The organism is Flavobacterium aquiphilum, from assembly GCF_027111335.1.
Lineage (GTDB): Bacteria > Bacteroidota > Bacteroidia > Flavobacteriales > Flavobacteriaceae > Flavobacterium > Flavobacterium aquiphilum.
Genome location: NZ_CP114288.1, coordinates 4,010,802 through 4,032,111, shown reverse-complemented (window position 1 = coordinate 4,032,111; position 21,310 = coordinate 4,010,802). Strand labels below are relative to the sequence as shown.

The following is a 21,310-nucleotide window of genomic DNA, read 5'->3' as shown; positions in this document are numbered from 1 at the left end:
CAAACATTTGTTCTATATTTGCAACCGCTAAGCAGAAATGGTGGTTGTAGCTCAGCTGGTTAGAGTAGCGGTTTGTGGTGCCGCGGGTCGCCGGTTCGAACCCGGTCAGCCACCCAGAAATTGAAGCCTTGAAGAAATTCAAGGCTTTTTTTGTGGATTTATTTTTTTGATGGAATAAATATTGATTTCTTAATTAAAAATGAATTAGTTTTTCTTAAATTGCTGGTAATTAATCAATTTAATAAATGAAAGTTTATGGGAACATTTTTAATTAGCAAAAGAAAAAATGATGAATTTCAGTTTGTTTTAAAAGCAGGAAACGGACAAGTTATTCTCGCTAGCGAAGGATATACAACCAAAGCGGCTTGCGAAAACGGAATCGAGTCTGTGAAGAAAAATTCTCAGATAGATGAAAGATTTGATAAATTGGAAGCCAAAAACGGAAATCCATATTTCAATCTGAAAGCATCCAATGGTCAAATTATCGGCAGCAGCGAAATGTATGAATCGGTTGCGGCTCGTGATAACGGAATTGAATCGGTAAAGAAAAATGCTCCCGATGCTGATGTAAAAAAAAATTTGTAATCTTTTTTTTACAAAGCTATTTTCAGAATAGATACTTATAAAAAGACAAAGAGTTTTGAAATATTTCAAAACTCTTTTTTTTGTTGTATTATGTCAATTCTTTTTTGAATGAGATGGTAAAGGTCGTTCCTTTATTAATAGCGCTTTTTACTTCAATTTTACCGCCCAAACTGGTGACATGATTATTTACCAAATAAAGCCCGATGCCTTTACTGTCAGCGTGGTTGTGAAATTTTTGGAACAAGCCAAAAATTTTATCTTTTACTGTTTTCATATTGAAGCCAATACCGTTGTCAGAGAAAATTAATTGATTGATTCCGTTGTTCTTTTTGGAACAAATTGAAATAATCGGGATTTGACCCGGTTGGGTATATTTTATCGAATTAGTTATCAAATTGAGGTATATGCTTTCCAAGTATGCTTTATTGAAATTAATCTTTTTAAGTTCTGAAAAATCAATATTTATAACAGCTTTCGAATTTTGTATCAGGGAATTAATGGATTGCATTACAGTGTTTAGCGATTCATGTAAATCTAATTCTTCAACTTCGGCAACACTTTTGTCTTCGAGTATTAAAACATCGACAAAATCATTTAAAGTATGTTTTAAAGTTTGACAAGCCGATTTCATCATTTCAATAAACTCTAATGTTTCGGAATCTTCAATTTTTGAAGTATCCAAAAGATCAAAAATCGAAAGCAAGTTGTTTATCGGAGACCTTAAATCATGGGAACTGGTATAAGTTAGTTTTTTGAGATCAGAATTTATTTTAGTGATTTTTGTGAGCAGTAAATTTCGTTCCTCTTCCAATTTTTTGGTGTGAGTGATGTTTTTAGCTATAGCATAAACCAATTTTTCATCTTCGACTGGCATCGATGTCCAGGAAAGCCAAACGATTTCACCTGTTTTTGTTAGGTAACGATTTTCAAAATTGAGTAAAGGCTTATTATTTTGAAGTTCTTTTCGAACTTTAGATGTAATGTTTTGGTCCTCGAAATAGACAAATTCATTTATTGGTCTTGAAAAAAGTTCCTCATTTGTGTAGCCCAATAGTTGAGAAACGGCAGGATTTATTTTTTTGAAATAACCGTCAAATCCTGCGATGCATAATAAATCGCCTGATAATTCAAAAAAATGTTCAAAAATGTATTTGTTGTTTGGAACCAAATCTTGTTTTTTTGTCATTATCTCATTCATTTATCTAAAAACGAAAATGCAATTAATAAAACCAGTTGTTGTAGGGATTCATTGATTCATCTCGGCGAATTTACGTATCATTTACTTGAACACAAAATCTATTAGCCTTCAGGATGTTTTATGAATGAAAAGGTTTAAAGATTTTGGGAGACTTTTTTAAATTTACGAAAATCAAATAGTTTTATGCAATGAATATGAAATTTTAACAAATAATATTTACTAAAAAAGAGCTTTGAATTGTTCCAAAGCTCTTTTTTTATTTGCTGAAAACTTATTTTATAGGTTTGTCAACTACAATTCTGTCTGGTCTGTTGGCCAATTCCCAAGCAATTACAAAAGCTAGTTGGGCTCTTTTTGCCAAAGCATCGTATTCTATTTTGTTTGGCTCATCAGATTTTTGATGATAATCTTCATGAACTCCATTGAAAAGAAATACAGCAGGAATACCAAATTTTGCAAAATTATAGTGGTCTGAACGCTCGTAGAAATGATTTGGGTCTTTCGGATCATTGAATTTGAAATCCAAGTCCAAATGGGTGTATTTCTTGTTTTGTGCAACGGTGATGTTGTGTAAATCGGTGGATAATCTATCAGCTCCAATTACGTACACATAGTTGTTGGTTTTTGCATGATCAATATCACGGCGTCCTATCATGTCAATGTTGATATCTGCTACGGTATTGGCTATTGGGAATAAAGGATTTTCAGAATAGTAACGAGATCCGTGCAAACCATGCTCTTCGCCTGTAACATGAAGGAACAAAATGGAACGCTTAGGCCCGTGTCCTTCATTTTTGGCTTTTTGAAAAGCTTGTGCGATTTGCAGAATAGCAACAGTTCCTGAACCGTCGTCATCGGCGCCATTGTACACTTCACCATTTTTGATACCTACATGGTCATAATGAGCTGAAATTACCAAAACTTCTTCCGGTTTTTCTGAACCTTCAATGTAAGCCCAAATATTTTCTGAGTCAGGCAGATTTTCATTGTGTTTGGCATTCAAGAATGATGCTGGTATAGGCTGATAGTAACTGGTAGCTCCTTTTGGAAACGGAATTTTACTTTTTTTATATTGATCGATAAGATAATTTCCGGCTTTCTTTTGTCCCTTGGAACCTGTGTCACGACCTTCCATTTCATCGGAAGCAACAATATAAAGCTTGGTTTTTAATTTATCGGCGGTTATGGTGTTCATAAATCGGGTGGGATCTTCTTTATAAACATCATTTTTTTGAGCAAAACAGGTCAGCGTTGCAACAAATAATAGAAGTGTTACCTTTTTTTTCATCTAATAATTGGTATAATAAAGTTGCTATTTTTTTAATACTTCGTTTAAGAATAATTTGAAATGTTCGAAAGAACGTTTGTCAGCTTTTTCATTGTAGGCTGCACCTTTCGAATTGTCATTTCCAGATTCCGGATTGGTAAAGGAGTGAACAGCATTGGCGTAGTAAATCATTTGCCAATCAGCTTTTGTGTCTCTCATTTCTTGTTGGAAAGCGGCGATTTCTTCTTTGGATTCGTAAGGATCATCTGCACCGTGGCACACCAATACTTTTGCTGTAATTGGTTCTGAATGTCTTGAACTGTCTTTGCCTAAACCTCCATGGAAAGAAACAACTCCTTTTACATTTAAATGGCCGCGAGCCGCTTCAAGTGCTCCAGTACCTCCAAAACAATATCCAATAACCACAATATTTTCGGGATTGGCTCCGGCTGCAATTAATTGTTGTAAAGCCAAAGAAATTCTTTTTTGATAAGCCTCGAAATTCTTTTTATACGAACCGGCTATTTTGCCCGCTTCGTTGTTGTCTTTTGGGTAATTTCCTTCACCATAAATATCGGCAATAAAGGCATAATATCCCATTTTTGAGAGTTTGTCAGCGGTGTCTTTGGAAAGTTTGTCAATCCCTCGCCAGGCCGGTAGGATTAAGATTCCAGGTTTTTGGCTGCTGCTTTTTGAGGGAGCAACTTTATAACCATTTAAAATTTGGTTTCCATCTTTGTATTGAACTGGTTTTAATTGCGCAAATCCCTGAATAGTAGCTAATATCATAATAATTGTTATGAATCTAAATTTTTTCATGGTTTTTGTTTTTTTACAAATATCAGAATAAAAATGGTATAAAATAATAAAACCATTAAGGAATTAAGTTTTATTCAGACTCAATTTCTTAATGGTTTTTTGATTGATGACCAAAAAAAACGATTGTTTCCTTTTAGCCCCGGGTGAAGTGGAAATCTCCCGATTTAGAAAAACAAGGCTTTTTTGCCGTAGTTTTTTCTTTATCGGGAATTGCAGCGGAAAACGGGAACCATGTCTATAAAATATACCAAATCTTTCCGCTCCAAAAAACAATAATGATTTATGATTAAAAACTGATGTTGCGTTTAAAAGCGCATCCCAATTCGATTAAGGAATCTGTTTTTGCGATTCCGGGAATGCTGTCGATTTTTTCGTAAAGCAATTTTCTCATGTGTTCGTGATCTCGGGCAATCATTTTTATGTAAAGAGTAAAGGAGCCAGCGATGTAATAACACTCAGTGATTTCAGGGATTTTTTTTAATTCTTCGATAATTCTTGCAGAGTCTTGGTCCTTTTTCAAATAGATTCCGGTAAAAGCTCCCCAGTCATAACCAATTTTTTTTTCGTTGATGACAGGTTTGATTCCAGTTATAATTCCGTTTTCCAATAAACGATTAACGCGCTGGTGAACCATTGTGTTGGAAATTTTTAAGTTGGTCGCAATTGATGAAAAGGCCATCCTTCCGTCTTTTTCCAATTCTTTTATGATGCTGATGTCAAATTCATCTAATAATATCTCCATTTTTATGTTTTTTAAAAGTTAAAATCACTTTTTAGGGTTATAAAAGTAATTGTTTGTTCTCTTATATTTTTTGGTGTAGTGGAATAGAAATGTTAAATTAAAAATATGACTTAATTTTTGTTTAAATAAAATCATTTTTTGTTTAAAATGTTACACATAAGTCAAAAATATGTTTTTTGCATTGATAAATAAAAAATATAATTACTTTTGGTTTGTTAAACTTTAATAAAGCCTTGTCATGACACAAATAACAGGAGAACTTTCTTCAAAATCTGAAAATTTAATTGAAAAAGAAAATAAATACGGAGCTCATAATTATCATCCGCTGCCAGTAGTTTTGGAGAAAGGGGAAGGCGTTTTTGTGTGGGATGTTGACGGAAAAAAATATTTTGACTTTTTATCGGCTTATTCGGCTGTGAACCAAGGGCATTGTCATCCAAAAATAGTTGGGGCTATGGTTGAGCAAGCGCAGAAATTGACATTGACTTCGCGTGCTTTTTACAACGATCAATTGGGAGTTTATGAAGAATATGTGACCAATTATTTTGGATTTGAGAAAGTGTTGCCAATGAATACTGGTGCAGAAGCGGTTGAAACTGCTTTGAAACTGTGCCGTAAATGGGCGTACGAAGTAAAAGGTATTCCTGAAAACCAAGCGCAAATTATTGTGTGCGAAAATAATTTTCACGGTAGAACAACCACAATTATTTCTTTTTCAAATGACCAAAGTGCCCGTCAAAGTTTTGGCCCTTTTACGGAAGGGTTTATCAAAATTCCTTATGATGATACCGAAGCTTTGGAAAAAGCATTGAATTCATCCAACAATATTGCCGGTTTCTTGGTAGAACCTATTCAGGGAGAAGCGGGAGTTTACGTTCCTAGTGAAGGATTTTTGGCAAAAGCCAAAGCACTTTGCAAAGCACGCAATGTATTGTTCATAGCCGATGAAGTTCAAACCGGAATTGCCAGAACGGGTAAATTATTGGCAGTGCATCATGAAAATGTACAACCCGATATTTTGATTTTGGGAAAAGCCATTTCGGGCGGTGTTTATCCGGTATCGGCAGTTTTGGCAAATAACAATATTATGAATGTCATCAAGCCGGGACAACACGGATCCACTTTTGGAGGAAACCCTGTTGCTGCTGCAGTTGCCGTTGCTGCTCTTGAGGTGGTGCGTGAAGAAAACTTATCTGAAAATGCCGAAAGATTGGGAATCATGTTAAGAAAAGGTCTTAACGAAATTGCAGAACGCAATCCGTTGATTTCTTTGGTGCGTGGAAAAGGGTTATTGAATGCTATTGTAATTAACAGTAGCGAAGATTCTGATTTGGCTTGGGATATTTGTCTTCGTTTCAGGGATTACGGATTATTGGCAAAGCCTACTCACGGAAATAAAATACGTTTCGCGCCACCTTTGGTGATTACCGAAGAACAAATTCAGGAATGTCTTGTCATTATTGAAAAGGCTTTGAGTGACTTTAGATAAAAACTAATTTGACATAAAATATTTTTATTTTGAACCATTAAGATTAAGAAGCATTAAGCTTAATCTTAGTGGTTTTATTTTTAAAAGGTACCTTTATTATATTGATGGTAAATTATCAACTTTTTGATTTTTAGTTCAATATGTGTATGAACGGTATTTTTTGTTAATATGATTAGAAAAACTAAAAGCAATTATGTTTTTAGTTTTTTTTAAATTTTTTTTGATCTTAAAGAGTTGGAATTAGAAAAAAGTACGTATATTTGTTTACGTATTTATACTTAGTTGTTTAAAAAGTTTAATTCTTAATACTTTTAATCATGATACAAATCAATAAACCAAAATTGACAATAGTGGGAGCAGGACCCGGAGATGTTGAGTTGATAACACTAAAAGCGATAAAAGCGTTGGAAGATGCCGATGTTGTTTTGTATGATGCTTTAGTCAACGAAGAGTTGTTACAGTATGCGAAAAATGCTGAAATTATATTTGTTGGAAAACGCTTTGGTTGCCATGCATACAGCCAAGATCAAATCAACGATTTGATTGTGTCGATGGCTAAGAGACATGGTCATGTTGTTCGATTAAAAGGAGGAGATCCATTTGTTTTTGGAAGAGGAAGCGAAGAAATCGATTTTGCGAGTCAATTCGGGATTGAAACCGCAATTGTACCAGGGATTTCGTCTGCTTTAGGCGTGCCGGCTTCGAATGGAATCAGTTTGACACAAAGAAGAGTTGCTGAAAGCTTTTGGGTAATTACCGGAACAACTTCTGACCATAAATTGTCCAAAGATGTCGCTTTGGCTTCACAATCTTCGGCGACAGTTGTTATTTTGATGGGAATGAATAAATTGGAGGAGATAGTTGCCTTGTATCAAAACAACAGAACTGACGATTTGCCGATTGCCATTATCCAAAACGGAACGCAAAAAATACAAAAGAAAGTAATAGGAACAATCAGTACAATTACAGATTTGGTTAAAAAGAATGAAATTGCTTCTCCGGCGATTATCGTAATTGGGGAAGTGGTTAAAAATGCTTCGGAGCTGACTTCTTATGTAAAAGCGGAAATGTCTAAGGATGCGTTTATGGAAGAGGAATTTATTTTGCAAAACCTAAATCTTGTGGGATGATTGTAATAAAATATTTTGGAGGTATAGTAGAGCGAACCAGATGTCGTGACGAAAAAATAGATTTTTCCGATTTGCCGCTAAGTAAGTTATTATGCGAATTGGAAAATAAATACCAATTGGGGCAATTTCCTTTTAGTGTGGCGGTAAATCAAATAATCATTGATAAAGTCAGCAACCTGATTCTTAAAAATGATGATGTTGTTGCTTTATTACCTCCTTTTGCGGGAGGATAACATGTTGAATTTTTTTGAGAAAAATTGTTAAAAAGGTGCTTTATGGGCACCTTTTTGCTTAAATAGCGATGGAGTTTATCTTTTCTCAAATAAAAAATATATTTTTGATTGTATAAATTAGTTATTTGTAAAAGTAAAATATGAGAAAAATTTTTGTAAGCGCATTTGTTTTAGGTCTTTGTATAACTGTGCAAGGACAGTCGATTGATAAACTTATTAATTCCAAAGAAGTAACCCGAATCGAAAGAATACTTTCTGCAGATGATATGCAGGGGAGGAGGGCATTTACGCCTGCCATCGATAAAGCATCTGCTTTTATTGAATCGGAGTTTAAGAAAGCGGGCTTGAAAACGTTCATGGGAGCACCTAATTTCAGACAGGAATTTTTTATGACCGAATCGAAAGAAACGGCGTCCAAAATTGTTGTTGACGGAAAGGAAATCAATAAGTTACAAGTAGTAGCATTCTCTTATCAACCCCAAGTTTCTTTAACTGAAAAAAGTGATATCACAGTTGTTAAAATCAGTAAAGGTGATAATCTTGGACAAAAGTTTAATGAGTATTTCAACGGTACTAAAAGTTATCTGGTTTTGGTTGATGCTTCTTTTAATAAAGTGCTGCCAAATCTTCAGCACATTGACAGAATAAAGACTAATCCTGGAGACAATACGGTTTTATTTGTTTTTGGAGTTTCAGAAGCGAATATTTTTTCAATAGAGCTTAGTAATACAGTCACTAAAAAGCCATTGAATAATGTTGTTGGTGTTTTGCCTGGGAAAAGCAAACCGGACGAATATGTTATTTTTTCAGCCCATTATGACCATTTAGGAGTAGGCTCACCGGAAGAAGGTGCACCACATACAGCAACAGATTCTATTTATAACGGTGCAAATGATGATGCGGCCGGAAGTACGGCGGTTATCATGCTGGCGAACTACCTCAAAAAATTAAACAATAACGAGAGAACCATTATTTTTACAACATTTGTTGCTGAGGAATTGGGTGGTTTTGGAGCCAAATATTTTTCGAAACAACTTCCTGCCGATAAGGTAATAGCTATGTTTAATTTAGAAATGATTGGAACCGAATCGAAATGGGGAAAGAACTCAGCTTATATTACAGGGTTTGAAAAATCGAATATGGGTGAGATTTTGCAAAGAAATTTGAAAGGAACTGCTTTTCAGTTTTACCCTGATCCGTACCCACAAGAACAATTGTTTTATCGTTCGGACAATGCTACTTTAGCTAAATTAGGAGTTCCGGCACATACGATTTCGACTTCCAAAATGGATAGCGAACCCAATTACCATACTGCCGATGATGAAATTGAAACCTTGGATATCGATAATATGACTGAAATAATCAAAGCTATTGCCATTAGTTCATCGACAATAATTAGTGGAAAAGACACCCCAACACGTGTTGATACTACTCAGTTAAGGTAATCTGAAATAAGTTAGAACATTAGTAAAAAGCCCCGATTCATTGGATTCGAGGCTTTTTCTATTTTTTATATTTTCTTTTCATTCAACAAGTCATTCAATTGATTCAATCCCATCGAATAACCTTCTTCAAAACCCATTTCGAGGATTTGTTTCATATCTTCTACCCGGGCATATGTAATTTCGTTGGTTACTCTGGTTGTTCCGTTTTCTTCTTCAAAGCTGTTTTTCCAATTCATTCTGGGAAAGTTTGTATTTATGTTTCCTTTTTCATCACAAAAAGCGTCGGTCACTTCATAGGATTCAGCTTTTTTAATATTATAAAATTCGGCAAGGCACCAATGTTTTTCTCCTTCTGTTGAAAGCATATAATACAACCATTGTCCACCATTTTTAAAGTCCGATTGTTTGGTAATAGCTTGGTAGGGCTTTGGTGCCCACCATTTATCGGTAATGTCTGGATTGGTAAACGCATCCCAAATTTTTTCTTTGGGAGCTTTGAATTCACTGATAACTGTGATTTGCTTATTGGTAAAATCCTTGACTATTTTAATTGAAGCGCTCATCTTTAGTTGGTTTTAAATAAATGAAACAATGATTGAAGATTAAAAGATACAATTTTTTCTTTCGGTTGATTGACACCGTTTTTTGTCTAAAGAATCATGATAATCAATGGTATAAGAACGATTTTCTGGAAAAGATATTTTTCGAATTTGATTTTTTAGGAAAAAAATAACCTCGAATAAATTGCTTTAAACGAGGTTGTTATTGTAATTATTTAGGATTTACTTTTTATAAATGGTTGTTGGCGCCGATTGGGCTTTGGCATAAATCGTTACATCAGCAATGGTTACTCTGTCCGGGGCATTGACAGCATAAGATATAAAATCGGCTATATCTTCAGCCAATAAAGGGTCGAAGCCTTCATACACTTTTTGAGCTCTTTCAGTATCTCCTTTAAATCTTACTTCTGAAAATTCGGTAGCAACAGCACCCGGCGCGATATTCGTAATTTTAATTCCGTGTTGGGTTAAATCGAGTCGCATTCCTTCACTGATGGCTTCAACTGCTTTTTTTGAAGCACAATAAACGGCACCATTTGCATAGGTCTGTTTTCCGGCAACAGAACTTAAATTGATGATATGGCCTTTTTTTCTTTCGACCATTTGCGGAATTACAGCTCTTGAAACATATAATAAGCCTTTTACATTTCCGTCAATCATTGCGTCCCAATCATCGATGTCGCCATCATCAATAGATGAAAGTCCGTGGGCATTACCGGCACTATTTACCAAAACATCAATGTCTTTCCATTTATTTGGTAAAGAATTTATTTGAGATTCGACTTCTTTTCTGTCGCGAACATCAAATATGAGACTATGAATTTTTACAGTATTTGATAATTCAGATTTTAATTCTTCCAGACGTTCTGCACGACGTCCGCATAGGATTAAATCATATCCATTTTCGGCTAATTTAATAGCTGTAGCTTTTCCAATTCCTGAAGTTGCGCCTGTTATTAAAGCAATTTTTGTCATTTCTTTTTTTCGCTAAGATAATAAAACTGAAGAAGCAAAAGTTCACTTTTACAAACTGCTAAATTGACTCACGGATGACACGGATGATATGGATTTACGCTGATTTTAGACCAAAGATTTGCTAAAATTATTCCGAGAGAATTCGTTTAATCCGTGGGCAATCATTCTATTCGAAGACAATCTTGCCTTTTCCTGTTGTAATCAGGCTCAACAGACTTTCCTGAATGAGTTGTCCCCAAGCCCAGGAGCAGTCTCCGTAACATTCAAATGTTGGAACCAAACCGATATGCGTAAAACGGACTTGTGTTTTATTATTTACTTGGGTTATTTCAAAAATAATCTTTGTACCTGTCCATTCTTTTTTGTCATTAAACGAACTTAAATTACTGTCTGTTACCAACCAAACGATTCTTTCATAGGGAACTAATTCTACGAGTTTTTGTTTGGAATAATGAATGTCTGCCATTGTATATCCGAATTCATCGTTCAATTTCTCTGAGTCGCCAGTGATTTCTCCTTGCCACCAGCCCCGAACATTATTTATGGCATCAAATACTTCTTTTGGGGAATTGTCAACTTCTATTGTAGTTGTGAAATTTGTTGTCTCCATTTTGATGTGTTTTTGTTTAATGTTTTGATTTTTAAAAACATGCGTTTTAGGAAGGATGAGTTTTTTCAAATAAAAAACTATTAAAAGTAGTGAAAGTGGACGGATTTTGATGTAATAAGAATTCTTTTTTGATAAAGTAAATAAACTTCGTTTAAAATTTTACTTTTTAGGAAATAGTTTTAAAATATTGGGAGTCGTATGGCAGCTACGGCTTTTGAAGGAAGTGTTTTTCTCATGCAATTATTTCAAATATTTCAATAAACTTTTGTTCTAAGTTTTTCTTTTCTCGTGTTAATTTCCATCTTGAAAAGAAAGTAATAAAAACAATAAATAAGTTTGAGATGATAAATATTTCGTTTGGAGTATTTTTCAAAATAAAATATGAAAAATAATTGAATCCAATTATTGCAATAAATGGAAAGAATTTTATCCAAATAAGTCCAATTTTATTTATAGGTTCGACAGTATAATTTAGTTTTAGGTTGTTGTTAATATTTTGATATTTTCCTTTAAGAATGTAAAAAGTGGTAACAAAATTATAGTTTATAGCAAGTCGAAAAGTTGATTCGTCAAACTTCCCATAAAAGTATTTTGAGTTTTGAAAAAAAATAGAAAATATTCCAAATGTCATTTTAAGTTCGGGCATGCCGATTTTTGTATTGTCCTCTAATCGCTCTCTAAATTCTTTTATAGTAAGTTTAGTTTTCATTAATTTTTTTCATTTTCTTCTTCAACATTGCTATAAACGTTCTTAGTGCCACATTGGGCTTAGAACTAAATTAATCTCTTTCTTCGGATTTGACACCCGAGTCCCGATAATTATCAGGACGAACTGGTTAAGCAAATCATACCAGATACAGACCTATTTTTTCATAAAGTTAATTGTCCAAATCTATTGTAGCTATTAACAGTAGCTCTTTTGTTTTTTATAGGTAGTCAGTATGTTTTCTATTATGTTGTAGAACCGTTCCTTATCAAAATCTTTAGGCTTTCTTTTTAAGTTGTCATAATCGTTTATTCCTTCCAAAACTTTAACTTTCAATAATTGATACTGTTGATGTTCATTAAGATTTTTTATTTCCGAATAATCAAAGTGTTTGACTACAAGATAGTTTTTGTGTTTCGTTCCGTATCTTTTGTAGTTCTCTGTTTGCTTCAAAAATGTTGCAAAGTTACCATTGTAGTCATATAGTTCAAATCCAAAGTCTACACTAGTAACAGATTTACCGAATGTTTTGCCAGCTATCTCATTATTTATAAAATCCTGAACTTCGTTAAGATCAAAATGGATTTTGCTTTTTTCAACTTCGATTGTTTCTGTTCGTCTAAAAAGAAAACGGGTGGTATCAAAAAATTTGATTACAGCTTGGTCTGTTTCAGTTTGGTGTAATAACAACGATTGGTTTTTTAAATATTGCTTATAGTCCGAAAATAAATTCTCTGCATTAAAATCTTTTGGCAAAGGAACTCTTTGTTCTAAATATTTTACTAAAATCAAAGAAGCATTGAGTAGTAACTTCAATTTTTCGTCATCACTTGAAGTGTCAAAAAGTTGTTTGTCAATATGAGCAGATAAGTGAGCGCAAGCAGTATTTATGCTATCAGTTTGTCGTCCAAAATTTATTTTTGGTTCAACATAAATGTCAAAACGAAAAAGTCCAATGCCAGAACCATAATTTTTATCCGAAATAAAATCAAGAAATACTTTTATAGCTTTTTGTTCAATTGCCTCAAATTCTTTTTCGAAAATATGTTGATTGACTAAAAACCAACATCTATATTTCTTTGTATCGTCATTTTTCATTTTAGATCAGTCGGTTGTTTTTATACAGTTCGTCATAGAGTTAATGCTAACGCTCTGGCGTTATGAGCTATGAAATCGCTTATTTTCGTTTAAATTAAATTTCCTGTGAAACGGAAACGTGGCTTTATCATGTAATACACAATTTTGCTATATGCCTATTATGGTTGGTAGTTTTACGCATTTCTAAAAGTCAAAATATTTATTAGCATAAAGCTTCCTATGAAAATTAAGAGGTACAGAAATTTGTTTATGTCTTTAATTGATTTTCCTTCTTTTAAAATTAGTTTACTGAAGTCCTTTGAAATTAAAGACAGAATTGATAAGAGAATCATTGTTGCAAGTGCTATTATTGTCCCATTACCTAACGGTATACTTTTCTTGTCAGACATTGCGAAATTTATAAAGTCAGAGATGAGTGAAAAATTCCATAAGGCAATTAGTCCAATAGCAACTGGCTTTTTAATTGGAAAGCCACCAGCTTGTTGTTGGCTGATAATTATTTTGTCTGTCTCTGAAATTCTACTGTCGATATTTTCTAAAAAACCTGTCTGTTTAATTTGATTTAATACCTGTGTAGGCTCTTTAAAAGTCCAAAAAATAACCTTGTTGTTATAGTTTGGAATTCGATGATTTATTTTTATTCCCTGCCCGATTAATGGAATCATCATATATGTTTCAATTGAAATAATGTCTTTTGGTTGGAATATTAAATTTCCAACTATTGAGGCATTCAATTCCAGTTTATCTTTATTTACTTTCAAGGTTGCAAGTGGCCATGTAGCATTTGCCGCACCAATTCTTGCTCCGCCAGTTAGTTCAAATTGTTCCATATTGATTTTTTGAACCTGTTGTTTACTAATATGTATCATAATTCATTTATAAGTCTTACAAAATCACACTTAACTATCTATAATTGGGTGTGTAAGTCTGATAAATACCAAGTCTTATTTTTTTGCTAATGTATAAATAAATCATTACAAATTACTAATTAGCTTTTCGTTTTGGAATGGAATTGAAAAATCAGAATGAGTAGTACTTAGAGAGTTGTCTCATTAAGGATGAAACGGTTTTTATTGATTTTTGAAATTAAAATTGCTATTGATTTTTGAATAGCAGTTTCCCCGCGAGAAGGATGGGAGCAGGTTACCTTGTAACGCGGACAGCCTGACAGCATAAAGGAAAAGGGCCGAATCACCTTTTTGATGATTAGGCCCTTTTTATTTATGGTGGCTCGCCCAAAAAATAATTACACCGTCGTTTCAGTTAGTTTAATATAGCTGTCTTTTGGCGCTTCGCAGAGTGGACAGCAATAATCTTCTGGGAGGTGCTCGAATAATGTTCCTTTTTCGATTCCTTGTGTAACATCGCCGAATTCCGAGTTATAGACCGTTAAGCATTCTTGGCATTGATAGATGTCTTGAGCTTTGACTTCTTTTTTGGCACTGGTATTCTGAAATTCTAATACGGAATTACTTAATTCGCTGAAGTATTTTTTACTTAGTTCGATCAAGATATTTGGTAATTCGAGTTTGTCGACGTCTTGAGCATGAACGATGTATTCCCGAGTGTTTGGATCAAAATTTTTCGCGTGCAAAACGTTGAAAGTATCTCGGATTTTGATAGATTCAAGATCCTTTGGCGATTCGTTTTTTTCGATGACTACCGATGTGAAATAATGTCCATCACGATTATAGTCGGATATCCCAAAAGTAAGGCCATAGGTGCTGATGTCGAACTGGTCGAGCGTGCGTACGAGAAATGTTTTGAGATTCAAAGCCCATTCTGTCGCCACAGGTAAATGCCAGTTGAGTTCCAACAAGGAATGACGAACGTTGATTCCTTTTTTTCCAAGGAATTTTTCCCAATCAAGTTTTCGGTCTTTTGGAATACCTTTTACGATGAAAGATTTCCAGGGCGTGATACATATTTTTCCGATTTTACAATCGAAACACAAATCGCACATTTCTTTTAGGAATTCTAAATCGTAAAGATTGTTACGCCAGTAAAGTCCAAGCCAGTATTGGTCGATTCCCAGTTTATTCATTCCTTCGTAATAAGGGAAAGGATAAAACGGTAATTTCAGCGGCTGGTCGATGGTTCTGTTGTTGGTGTCCAAATCCCCCATGAGTTGGAAAATCATATCAACAGTATCCGGTTCTTCCTGTAATACTTTTTCTATTTCGTAATATATTTTTCCAATATCCCAACTGTAAATCAACACAGGAAAAAGTTCCATTTTGTCCCATTTTGGCAAACGAACATACAAAAACCAATAGTCTTCATGATGTGAAGCAATAAAATTGATGTGTCCCGTGAATAGCGGAACTAGCTGTTGTTTTGGGTCGGTTATGTTGACTTTTAGTTTTGGCTGCTCCTTGAATTGCTCTAAGATATAAAGGAATTTGTTCCCGGTGAGCCAAGTGGTATTTGGGAAAATATCGGTGGAAACGTAAGAGGAAACGATGTTGTTTCCACTTTTTTCGTTTGGGTAAACAAAATGGTGTTTTCCTATTTTTTCGGGAGTGTTATTTTCGAATCCTTTTGGGAAAATAATGTCTTGTCTGGAACCAAAAGAAAGGGCTTCAAGACCTTGATCCATTGCCATATTTACGATTTCTCGTAATTCCCCCGGAGATATTACCCCGCCTTTTACTATGAGTCTTGTTAATTCCATAATTTATAATGTTCAGTTGTTGAGACGCACTGCAGTGCGTCTTTACTATTTTAGTAATCAGTTATTAAATAGTTGATATTCAGTATTTCGTTGTTCAGCTATTAGTTTTGAACTGATCACTTAAATACTGATCACCGTTTACTTGACTTTTGCCAATATCTCCTTCACTTCTGTTTTGCAGCTTCCGCAGCCGAGTCCTGCTCCGGTAGTTTTACAAAGTTCGGTGAAATTGGTCACGCCACTTTTGATGCAATCTTCGATGTTTCCACTACCAACCTGACTGCAGGAGCATACTAGTTTTCCAAGTACTGGTTTGGCTTCAGAGCCACTTCCTCGCAATAAAGTATTTCGTTTATCGGCCAATTCGATTTTACTTTCAATCATCGTTTTGAATTCGGCAAACTCATTTTTGTCTCCCATCAGGATGGCTCCAACAAGTAAGTCGTTCTTAACGATACATTTTTTGTAGTAACGTTTTCCTAAGTCGGCAAAAATAATTTCTTCGTAGGAATCGTCGTTTTCAGGCACTTCGATTTGACCAATAGAACACAGGTTGATATCTTCTAATTTTAGGATATTCATCAAAATGGATCCTTTGTAAAAACTACTGATGTCTCCGGCAATGAAGTTCGCCAAAATATCGGCTTGTTCTTCGGCAGCTGAGGTGATTCCGAATAATTGGTTGTTGAATTCGGCAATTTCACCAATGGCAAAAATATCAGGGTGAGAGCTTTGCAAGTATTGGTTGACTTTTACACCACGTCCGCAAGACAGTCCTGTTTCTCTAGCCAATTCGATATTCGGGATAGTTCCAATCGTGTACACAATGGCATTGGCAGTAAGGATTCGACCACTTTTCAGAGCGATTTCCAATTCGTTTGGATTGTCGGTTTCAAATACAGTGCTAACCTCGTTGTCGAAATAGATTTGGATGTCACGTTGTTGTACTTCTTCGGCCAATAATTTGCTAGAAATTCGATCCAATTGGCGTTCCATCAAACGGGATGCTCTTTGTATAATGGTAATTTTTACTTTTTTGTGTTTGAGGGCAGCTGCCAGTTCCAGTCCTAATAATCCACCACCAATAATAACTACATGTTGGTCTTCGGTAGGTAAGTTGGTGGCATCCAGGTAATTTTTCAGTCGGTCGGCATCGTTTTTCTTTCTGATCGTAAAACGCCCAGGAAGGTGAAGCTGTGCATTTTCCGGAACAAAAGGACGGCTTCCGGTTGCCATTATTAGGGTGTCAAATTGATGAACGGTTCCGTCGCTGTCGGTTATTGTTTTGTTGGTTGAGTTTATATTTTCGATAGCAACTCCCGATTTCATTGTGATATTCAATTGTTTCAGACCATCTTGCTTTATTTTCAAAAGGCTTTCCCAAGTCAATTCAGCAGTAACATATTCCGGTAAAAGAACACGGTTGTAGAATGGATTTTCTTCGTTGGAGAAAACAATGATTTCGTCCAAAGTATTGATTTCTCTGTAATTTTGAATAAAACGAAACGCTGCGGCACCAGCACCAATAACAGCGATTTTTTGGAACGGTTTTACGTATTTTTTAACCGCTACTGTGGTGTATTTGAAATCAGGTTCTTTCGAAATAGGATCAACAATGGTGTTTGTCAGATTGTTGGTTCGGTTCAGGTCGTTATCCAATTGTCTTCCCCAGTGCATTGGCAAAAACAGAACACCTTCTTTGATCGTTTCTGTTAATTTAGCTTTAACGCGAACTTCCCCGTTTTTGCTGCTTACAACTACGATATCACCATTTTTTATTTCATTTTTGAAAGCGTCTATCGGGTTTATCTCTAGAACCGGGCTAGGAGTGTGCGTCATCAATCGGGACACTTTACCGGTCTTGGTCATTGTGTGCCACTGGTCGCGTATCCGTCCTGTGGTTAGGATAAAAGGATATTTTTCTGACGGTGGTTCCGAAGTGTTTTCGATACTCGTCGGGATATTGAAAATTGCTTTTTGTGATGGCGTAAAGAATTTTTTATCGGCAAATAATCGAGGAGTTCCCGGATGTCCATAATCTGGGACTGGCCATTGAAAAGTCCCTTCGTTTTTTAGTCTGGAATAGTTAAGGAAAGACACATCAATGTTTGTGCCTTTTGTCATCAGACAATATTCTTTATAAACGGCTTCGGTATTGTTAAAATTGAAACCGGAGAATTTCATTTTTTTTGCAAAAGCCAATAGAATTTCCACATCCGATAAAGCTTCGCCTGGCGGGTTAATTCCTTTTGGAAGATAAGAAATACGACGCTCTGAGTTGGTCATTGTTCCTTCTTTTTCCAGCCATCCGGCGGCAGGAAGCAATAAGTCGGCAAACTTGGCGGTATCGGCATTGTGGGAGATTTCTTGAACAACCACAAATTTGGCATTTTGCAATGCTTTTTCAGCTCTTCGGGCATCGGGTAAACTCACCATCGGATTGGTACAAATAATCCAAATGGCTTTCATTTTGCCAGATTCCAAAGCATCGAACATTTCGGTTGCAGTCAGCCCCGGTTTATCGGAAATGGAGTCAATTCCCCAAAAATCAGCCACTTCCTTACGATGTTCCGGGTTATTTAATTCTTTGTGAACTGCAAGCAAATTAGCCATTCCACCCACTTCGCGACCTCCCATTGCATTGGGTTGTCCCGTTAATGAAAAAGGTCCAGAACCCGGTTTTCCTACTTGTCCTGTTATCAGTGAAAGATTGAGTAAAGCTGTGTTTTTATCAACTCCAATAGCGCTTTGGTTCAATCCCATAGCCCACATCGAGATGAATCCTTTGGCTTTGCCAATAAGGTCAGCTGCAATATGAATATCATTTACGGAAACACCACATAATTTGGATGCTTTTTCATAGGAACTGCCCATTACCAAGTCTTTGTAGGCCTTAAAATTTTCAGTATGGTTACGGATAAAATCAAAATCAACAAACCCTTTTTCAATCAATCGTCTGCCGATGGCGTGGTATAGAACAATATCCGTTCCCGGAAGTATTTGCAAGTGCAAATCGGCAGCTATGGCCGAGTCGGTACGTCTTGGATCAACAACAATGATTTTTGTTTTTGGGTTTTTCTCCTTGTGTTGTTCGAGTCGTCTGAACAAAATTGGGTGACAAAAAGCCGGATTGGCTCCTGTTATCATGAAAGTATCAGCTAACTCAATATCGGCGTAAGCGATTGGAACAGAATCCTCACCAAAGGTTTTTTTGTAACCCGCCACCGCCGAACTCATACAAAGTCTGGAATTGGTGTCTATATTATTGGTTTTCAAAAAACCTTTTACAAGTTTGTTAACCAAATAATATTCTTCAGTCAAACATTGTCCTGATATATAAAACCCAACACTATCTGGGCCATGTTTTTTTATGATAGAAGAAAAAACTGCTGCTGCACGGTCTAAGGCAGTATCCCAACTCACTCTTTCTTTTGGATGCGATTTACTCCATCTCATCTCGGGATACAGTATCCTGTCCGAAGTGTCGTTGACTACATAATGTAAGTTCATCCCCTTGGAACACAGCATTCCTCTATTTACGGGATGATTTATGTCACCTGTAACCGTCACTCCATTTTTAGAATCATTTTTTACAATAATTCCGCATCCTACTCCACAATAGGAACACGTAGTTTTGATTTCTGTATTTTGCATTATGTATGTCTTCGTTTATAAAGTGGTGCAGTAAGAATCATTATCATGATTTTACACAAACAAAAATAAGTAATAATTACGTATAAATACGTATAAAACTCGTTTTATTTTGATGTTTTGTTAAATAAAATTAGAATGTTAAAAATCGATAGTCTTTTTTGAATTATTGGAAGAATTGCACTCCATAGCAGATTGATAATTGAGTTTTTGTAACTAATGTAACAAAAAAGGGGAGGTATTTATTTTTTAATTGTCTTTTAGAAGTCTGCTAATGTTTATTTGGGCGTGCCCCACCGAAAAAGGTGGGTCGTGCTGTACGTTCCCGCTTCCCGATGAAAAATCGGGAGAGCTCCACTGCCATCACTCACGCGATGCAATACTCACTCAAATTTAGTAGTTAATGGTTAGAATTTAGTCATAAAAAAAACTTGATGTATTTTGTGAATACACCAAGTTTTATGGAATCTAAAATTTGTTTTGTGGTATTATTGAGCTGTTTTTATTTTGTGCCAGTGTAAAGATTTAGTTTTTCAAACCAATTTTAAAACTGTTGATGTACTCTACAGGTTTTTTTCCATCATAAGGAATATTGTCTATAAAGTCGGAGCTTACAGGTTTGAATCCATCGGTGTAAGGGATGTCGGTTTCTGTGATAAATCCTTCTTCCAACAATAAATTTGCTGCACGAATCCACATATCCGGTTTGTAAACTTCTTTGATTTTACTGATATACCAGTCATTAGTTTTTGATTCGGTGATTTGTCCCCAACGCTTCATTTGAGTCATGTACCAAATTCCATCCGAATAATACGGGTAGGTGGCATTGTATTTGAAGAAAACATTAAAGTCAGGGATTGAACGGACATCTCCTTTTTCAAACTCAAAAGTACCAAGCATTGAATTGTCTATCACGCGTTTTTCGCCATCCACATAAGCCGCTTTAGATAAAATTCGGGTGGCTTCTTTTCTGTTTTCGGGATTATCCAACCATTTTCCGGCTTTGATTAAGGCTTTTGTGATTGCAATAGCGGTATTTGGGTATTTGGTGACAAACTCTTTGGTCATTGCAAACACTTTTTCAGGGTGATTTTTCCAGATTTCTCGGCTGGTTACAATTGGGACACCAATTGTTTCTTCAACTGCCTGCTGATTCCATGGCTCTCCAACACAATATCCGTCAATTGTCCCTGATTTTAAAGTTTCAGGCATTTGAGGCGGAGCTGTAATATTTAGCAAAACATCTCCATCAGTATTTCCTTTGCTTCCTTGAATGTTATTACTGTTGTAAAATCCAGGATTAATACCTCCAGCTGCCAGCCAATAACGCAATTGATAATTGTGAGTCGAGTATGCCGCAACAATACCGAATGTAAAAGGCTTGTTCATTTTTTTATAAAAATTTAAAGCCGGTTTCAAGGCATAAGAAGGAATCGGATGAACCGGTCTGCCGTATTCCACCGGAATGCTGTCTTTTATTTTGGACCAAATTGTATTGGATACCGTTATGGCATTTCCGTTCAAATCCATGGAGTAAGTGGTGACCAATTGAGCTTGTCTTCCACAACCTACAGCGGCTGCGATAGGCTGTCCGGCAAGCATTTGAGCGCCATCAATTTGATTGTCGATTACTTTGTCTAAAATATCTCTCCAATTGGCTTGGGCTTCCAGGGTTACTGCAAGTCCCTCATCATCAAAATAACCCAAAAACTTCGCAATGGCCAGTGGAGCCATATCAGTCAATTTGATAAAACCAATTGTTACATTAGGTTTTTCCAATGGTAATTTTTTGGTTTTGGGCGGCCCAACTACTCTTTTTTTCAAGACAGGATGGTGAAGTGTTACACTTTTAAAACCGGTAACTGTGAATGCCAACAATAAGATGGCTGCCAGATGTAAAGTTACTTTTTTCATGGGGTTGATTTAGGTAGTTAATAATATATTTAGGTCTTAATATTTTTTTGTTAAGTTGGCGTATATGTAAAATTTGATTTGACTTAATTTTTTTCGTTATAAAAAATAAAAGCCGCTCCCGTGATGGCAATTTTAGGAAGCGGCGATATACAAGTAACTAATGATATTTTATTTTCGATCCATCTCTTTTGAAAGGACAGGTTGTTTTTCGTTA

The 21,310-nt window shown here is 35.4% G+C and carries 18 protein-coding genes and 1 tRNA gene; 6 read left to right on the top strand and 13 right to left on the bottom strand.

The window, feature by feature from the left end; genetic code table 11:
* The first annotated feature begins 40 nt into the window (after nt 1-40).
* Together OZP12_RS16210 and OZP12_RS16205 are read left to right on the top strand one after the other, a co-directional pair.
* A tRNA-His gene (locus OZP12_RS16210) sits at nt 41-114 on the top strand.
* Between the two features lie 141 nt (nt 115-255).
* Nucleotides 256-585 carry a YegP family protein gene (locus OZP12_RS16205; protein WP_281226079.1) on the top strand — a complete coding sequence of 110 codons (330 nt, stop codon included), beginning with the start codon at nt 256-258 and terminating at the stop codon, nt 583-585.
* An 88-nt stretch (nt 586-673) separates the two neighbouring features.
* On the opposite strand, the gene OZP12_RS16200 is transcribed toward OZP12_RS16205, so the two are convergent.
* From OZP12_RS16200 to OZP12_RS16185, 4 genes are all read right to left on the bottom strand, one after another.
* Nucleotides 674-1,771 carry a PAS domain-containing sensor histidine kinase gene (locus OZP12_RS16200; protein ID WP_281226078.1) on the bottom strand — a complete coding sequence of 366 codons (1,098 nt, stop codon included), beginning with the start codon at nt 1,769-1,771 and terminating at the stop codon, nt 674-676.
* 283 nt (nt 1,772-2,054) lie between these two features.
* Nucleotides 2,055-3,071, bottom strand: coding sequence for a M28 family metallopeptidase (locus OZP12_RS16195; protein WP_281226077.1), 1,017 nt, complete (start codon nt 3,069-3,071; stop codon nt 2,055-2,057).
* A gap of 24 nt (nt 3,072-3,095) precedes the next feature.
* Nucleotides 3,096-3,869: a dienelactone hydrolase family protein gene (locus OZP12_RS16190; RefSeq protein WP_281226076.1), complete on the bottom strand. Its 774-nt coding sequence runs from the start codon at nt 3,867-3,869 to the stop codon at nt 3,096-3,098.
* A 286-nt stretch (nt 3,870-4,155) separates the two neighbouring features.
* Entirely contained in the window at nt 4,156-4,611 is a 456-nt protein-coding gene (locus tag OZP12_RS16185; protein ID WP_281226075.1) for an Lrp/AsnC family transcriptional regulator, read from the bottom strand.
* A gap of 238 nt (nt 4,612-4,849) precedes the next feature.
* Here OZP12_RS16185 and rocD point away from each other — a divergent pair, with 238 nt between their 5' ends.
* The 4 genes from rocD to OZP12_RS16165 all read left to right on the top strand — a co-directional run bounded on the left by rocD (nt 4,850) and on the right by OZP12_RS16165 (nt 8,908).
* Nucleotides 4,850-6,100 (top strand): ornithine--oxo-acid transaminase, encoded by a 1,251-nt coding sequence (rocD, locus tag OZP12_RS16180; RefSeq protein ID WP_281226074.1) that lies wholly within the window; start codon nt 4,850-4,852, stop codon nt 6,098-6,100.
* Between the two features lie 317 nt (nt 6,101-6,417).
* Complete coding sequence (gene cobA / locus OZP12_RS16175; protein ID WP_281226073.1) at nt 6,418-7,230, top strand: uroporphyrinogen-III C-methyltransferase; 813 nt, start codon at nt 6,418-6,420, stop codon at nt 7,228-7,230.
* Nucleotides 7,227-7,463 (top strand): MoaD/ThiS family protein, encoded by a 237-nt coding sequence (locus OZP12_RS16170; protein WP_281226072.1) that lies wholly within the window; start codon nt 7,227-7,229, stop codon nt 7,461-7,463. Before cobA ends, OZP12_RS16170 begins: the two co-directional genes overlap by 4 nt.
* 140 nt (nt 7,464-7,603) lie before the next feature.
* Nucleotides 7,604-8,908, top strand: coding sequence for a M28 family metallopeptidase (locus OZP12_RS16165; protein WP_281226071.1), 1,305 nt, complete (start codon nt 7,604-7,606; stop codon nt 8,906-8,908).
* 65 nt (nt 8,909-8,973) lie between these two features.
* Here OZP12_RS16165 and OZP12_RS16160 read toward each other — a convergent pair whose 3' ends face one another.
* From OZP12_RS16160 to OZP12_RS16120, 9 genes are all read right to left on the bottom strand, one after another.
* Nucleotides 8,974-9,471, bottom strand: a complete 498-nt coding sequence (locus OZP12_RS16160) for an SRPBCC family protein (protein ID WP_281226070.1) — start codon at nt 9,469-9,471, stop codon at nt 8,974-8,976.
* Nucleotides 9,472-9,690: 219 nt separating this feature from the next.
* The gene (locus OZP12_RS16155; RefSeq protein ID WP_281226069.1) at nt 9,691-10,443 is read right to left on the bottom strand and encodes an SDR family NAD(P)-dependent oxidoreductase; all 753 of its coding nucleotides are present in this window, start codon (nt 10,441-10,443) and stop codon (nt 9,691-9,693) included.
* Between the two features lie 166 nt (nt 10,444-10,609).
* The gene (locus tag OZP12_RS16150) at nt 10,610-11,053 is read right to left on the bottom strand and encodes an SRPBCC family protein (protein ID WP_281226068.1); all 444 of its coding nucleotides are present in this window, start codon (nt 11,051-11,053) and stop codon (nt 10,610-10,612) included.
* A gap of 232 nt (nt 11,054-11,285) precedes the next feature.
* Nucleotides 11,286-11,762, bottom strand: coding sequence for a hypothetical protein (locus OZP12_RS16145; RefSeq protein WP_281226067.1), 477 nt, complete (start codon nt 11,760-11,762; stop codon nt 11,286-11,288).
* A 195-nt stretch (nt 11,763-11,957) separates the two neighbouring features.
* Entirely contained in the window at nt 11,958-12,857 is a 900-nt protein-coding gene (locus OZP12_RS16140; protein ID WP_281226066.1) for an Imm44 family immunity protein, read from the bottom strand.
* Nucleotides 12,858-13,030: 173 nt separating this feature from the next.
* The gene (locus tag OZP12_RS16135) at nt 13,031-13,687 is read right to left on the bottom strand and encodes a hypothetical protein (protein WP_281226065.1); all 657 of its coding nucleotides are present in this window, start codon (nt 13,685-13,687) and stop codon (nt 13,031-13,033) included.
* A 416-nt stretch (nt 13,688-14,103) separates the two neighbouring features.
* Nucleotides 14,104-15,531, bottom strand: a complete 1,428-nt coding sequence (locus OZP12_RS16130) for a rubredoxin (protein ID WP_281226064.1) — start codon at nt 15,529-15,531, stop codon at nt 14,104-14,106.
* Between the two features lie 138 nt (nt 15,532-15,669).
* Entirely contained in the window at nt 15,670-19,185 is a 3,516-nt protein-coding gene (locus tag OZP12_RS16125) for a nitrate reductase (protein WP_281226063.1), read from the bottom strand.
* A 522-nt stretch (nt 19,186-19,707) separates the two neighbouring features.
* Entirely contained in the window at nt 19,708-21,096 is a 1,389-nt protein-coding gene (locus OZP12_RS16120; RefSeq protein WP_281226062.1) for a CmpA/NrtA family ABC transporter substrate-binding protein, read from the bottom strand.
* Between the last annotated feature and the right edge of the window lie 214 nt (nt 21,097-21,310).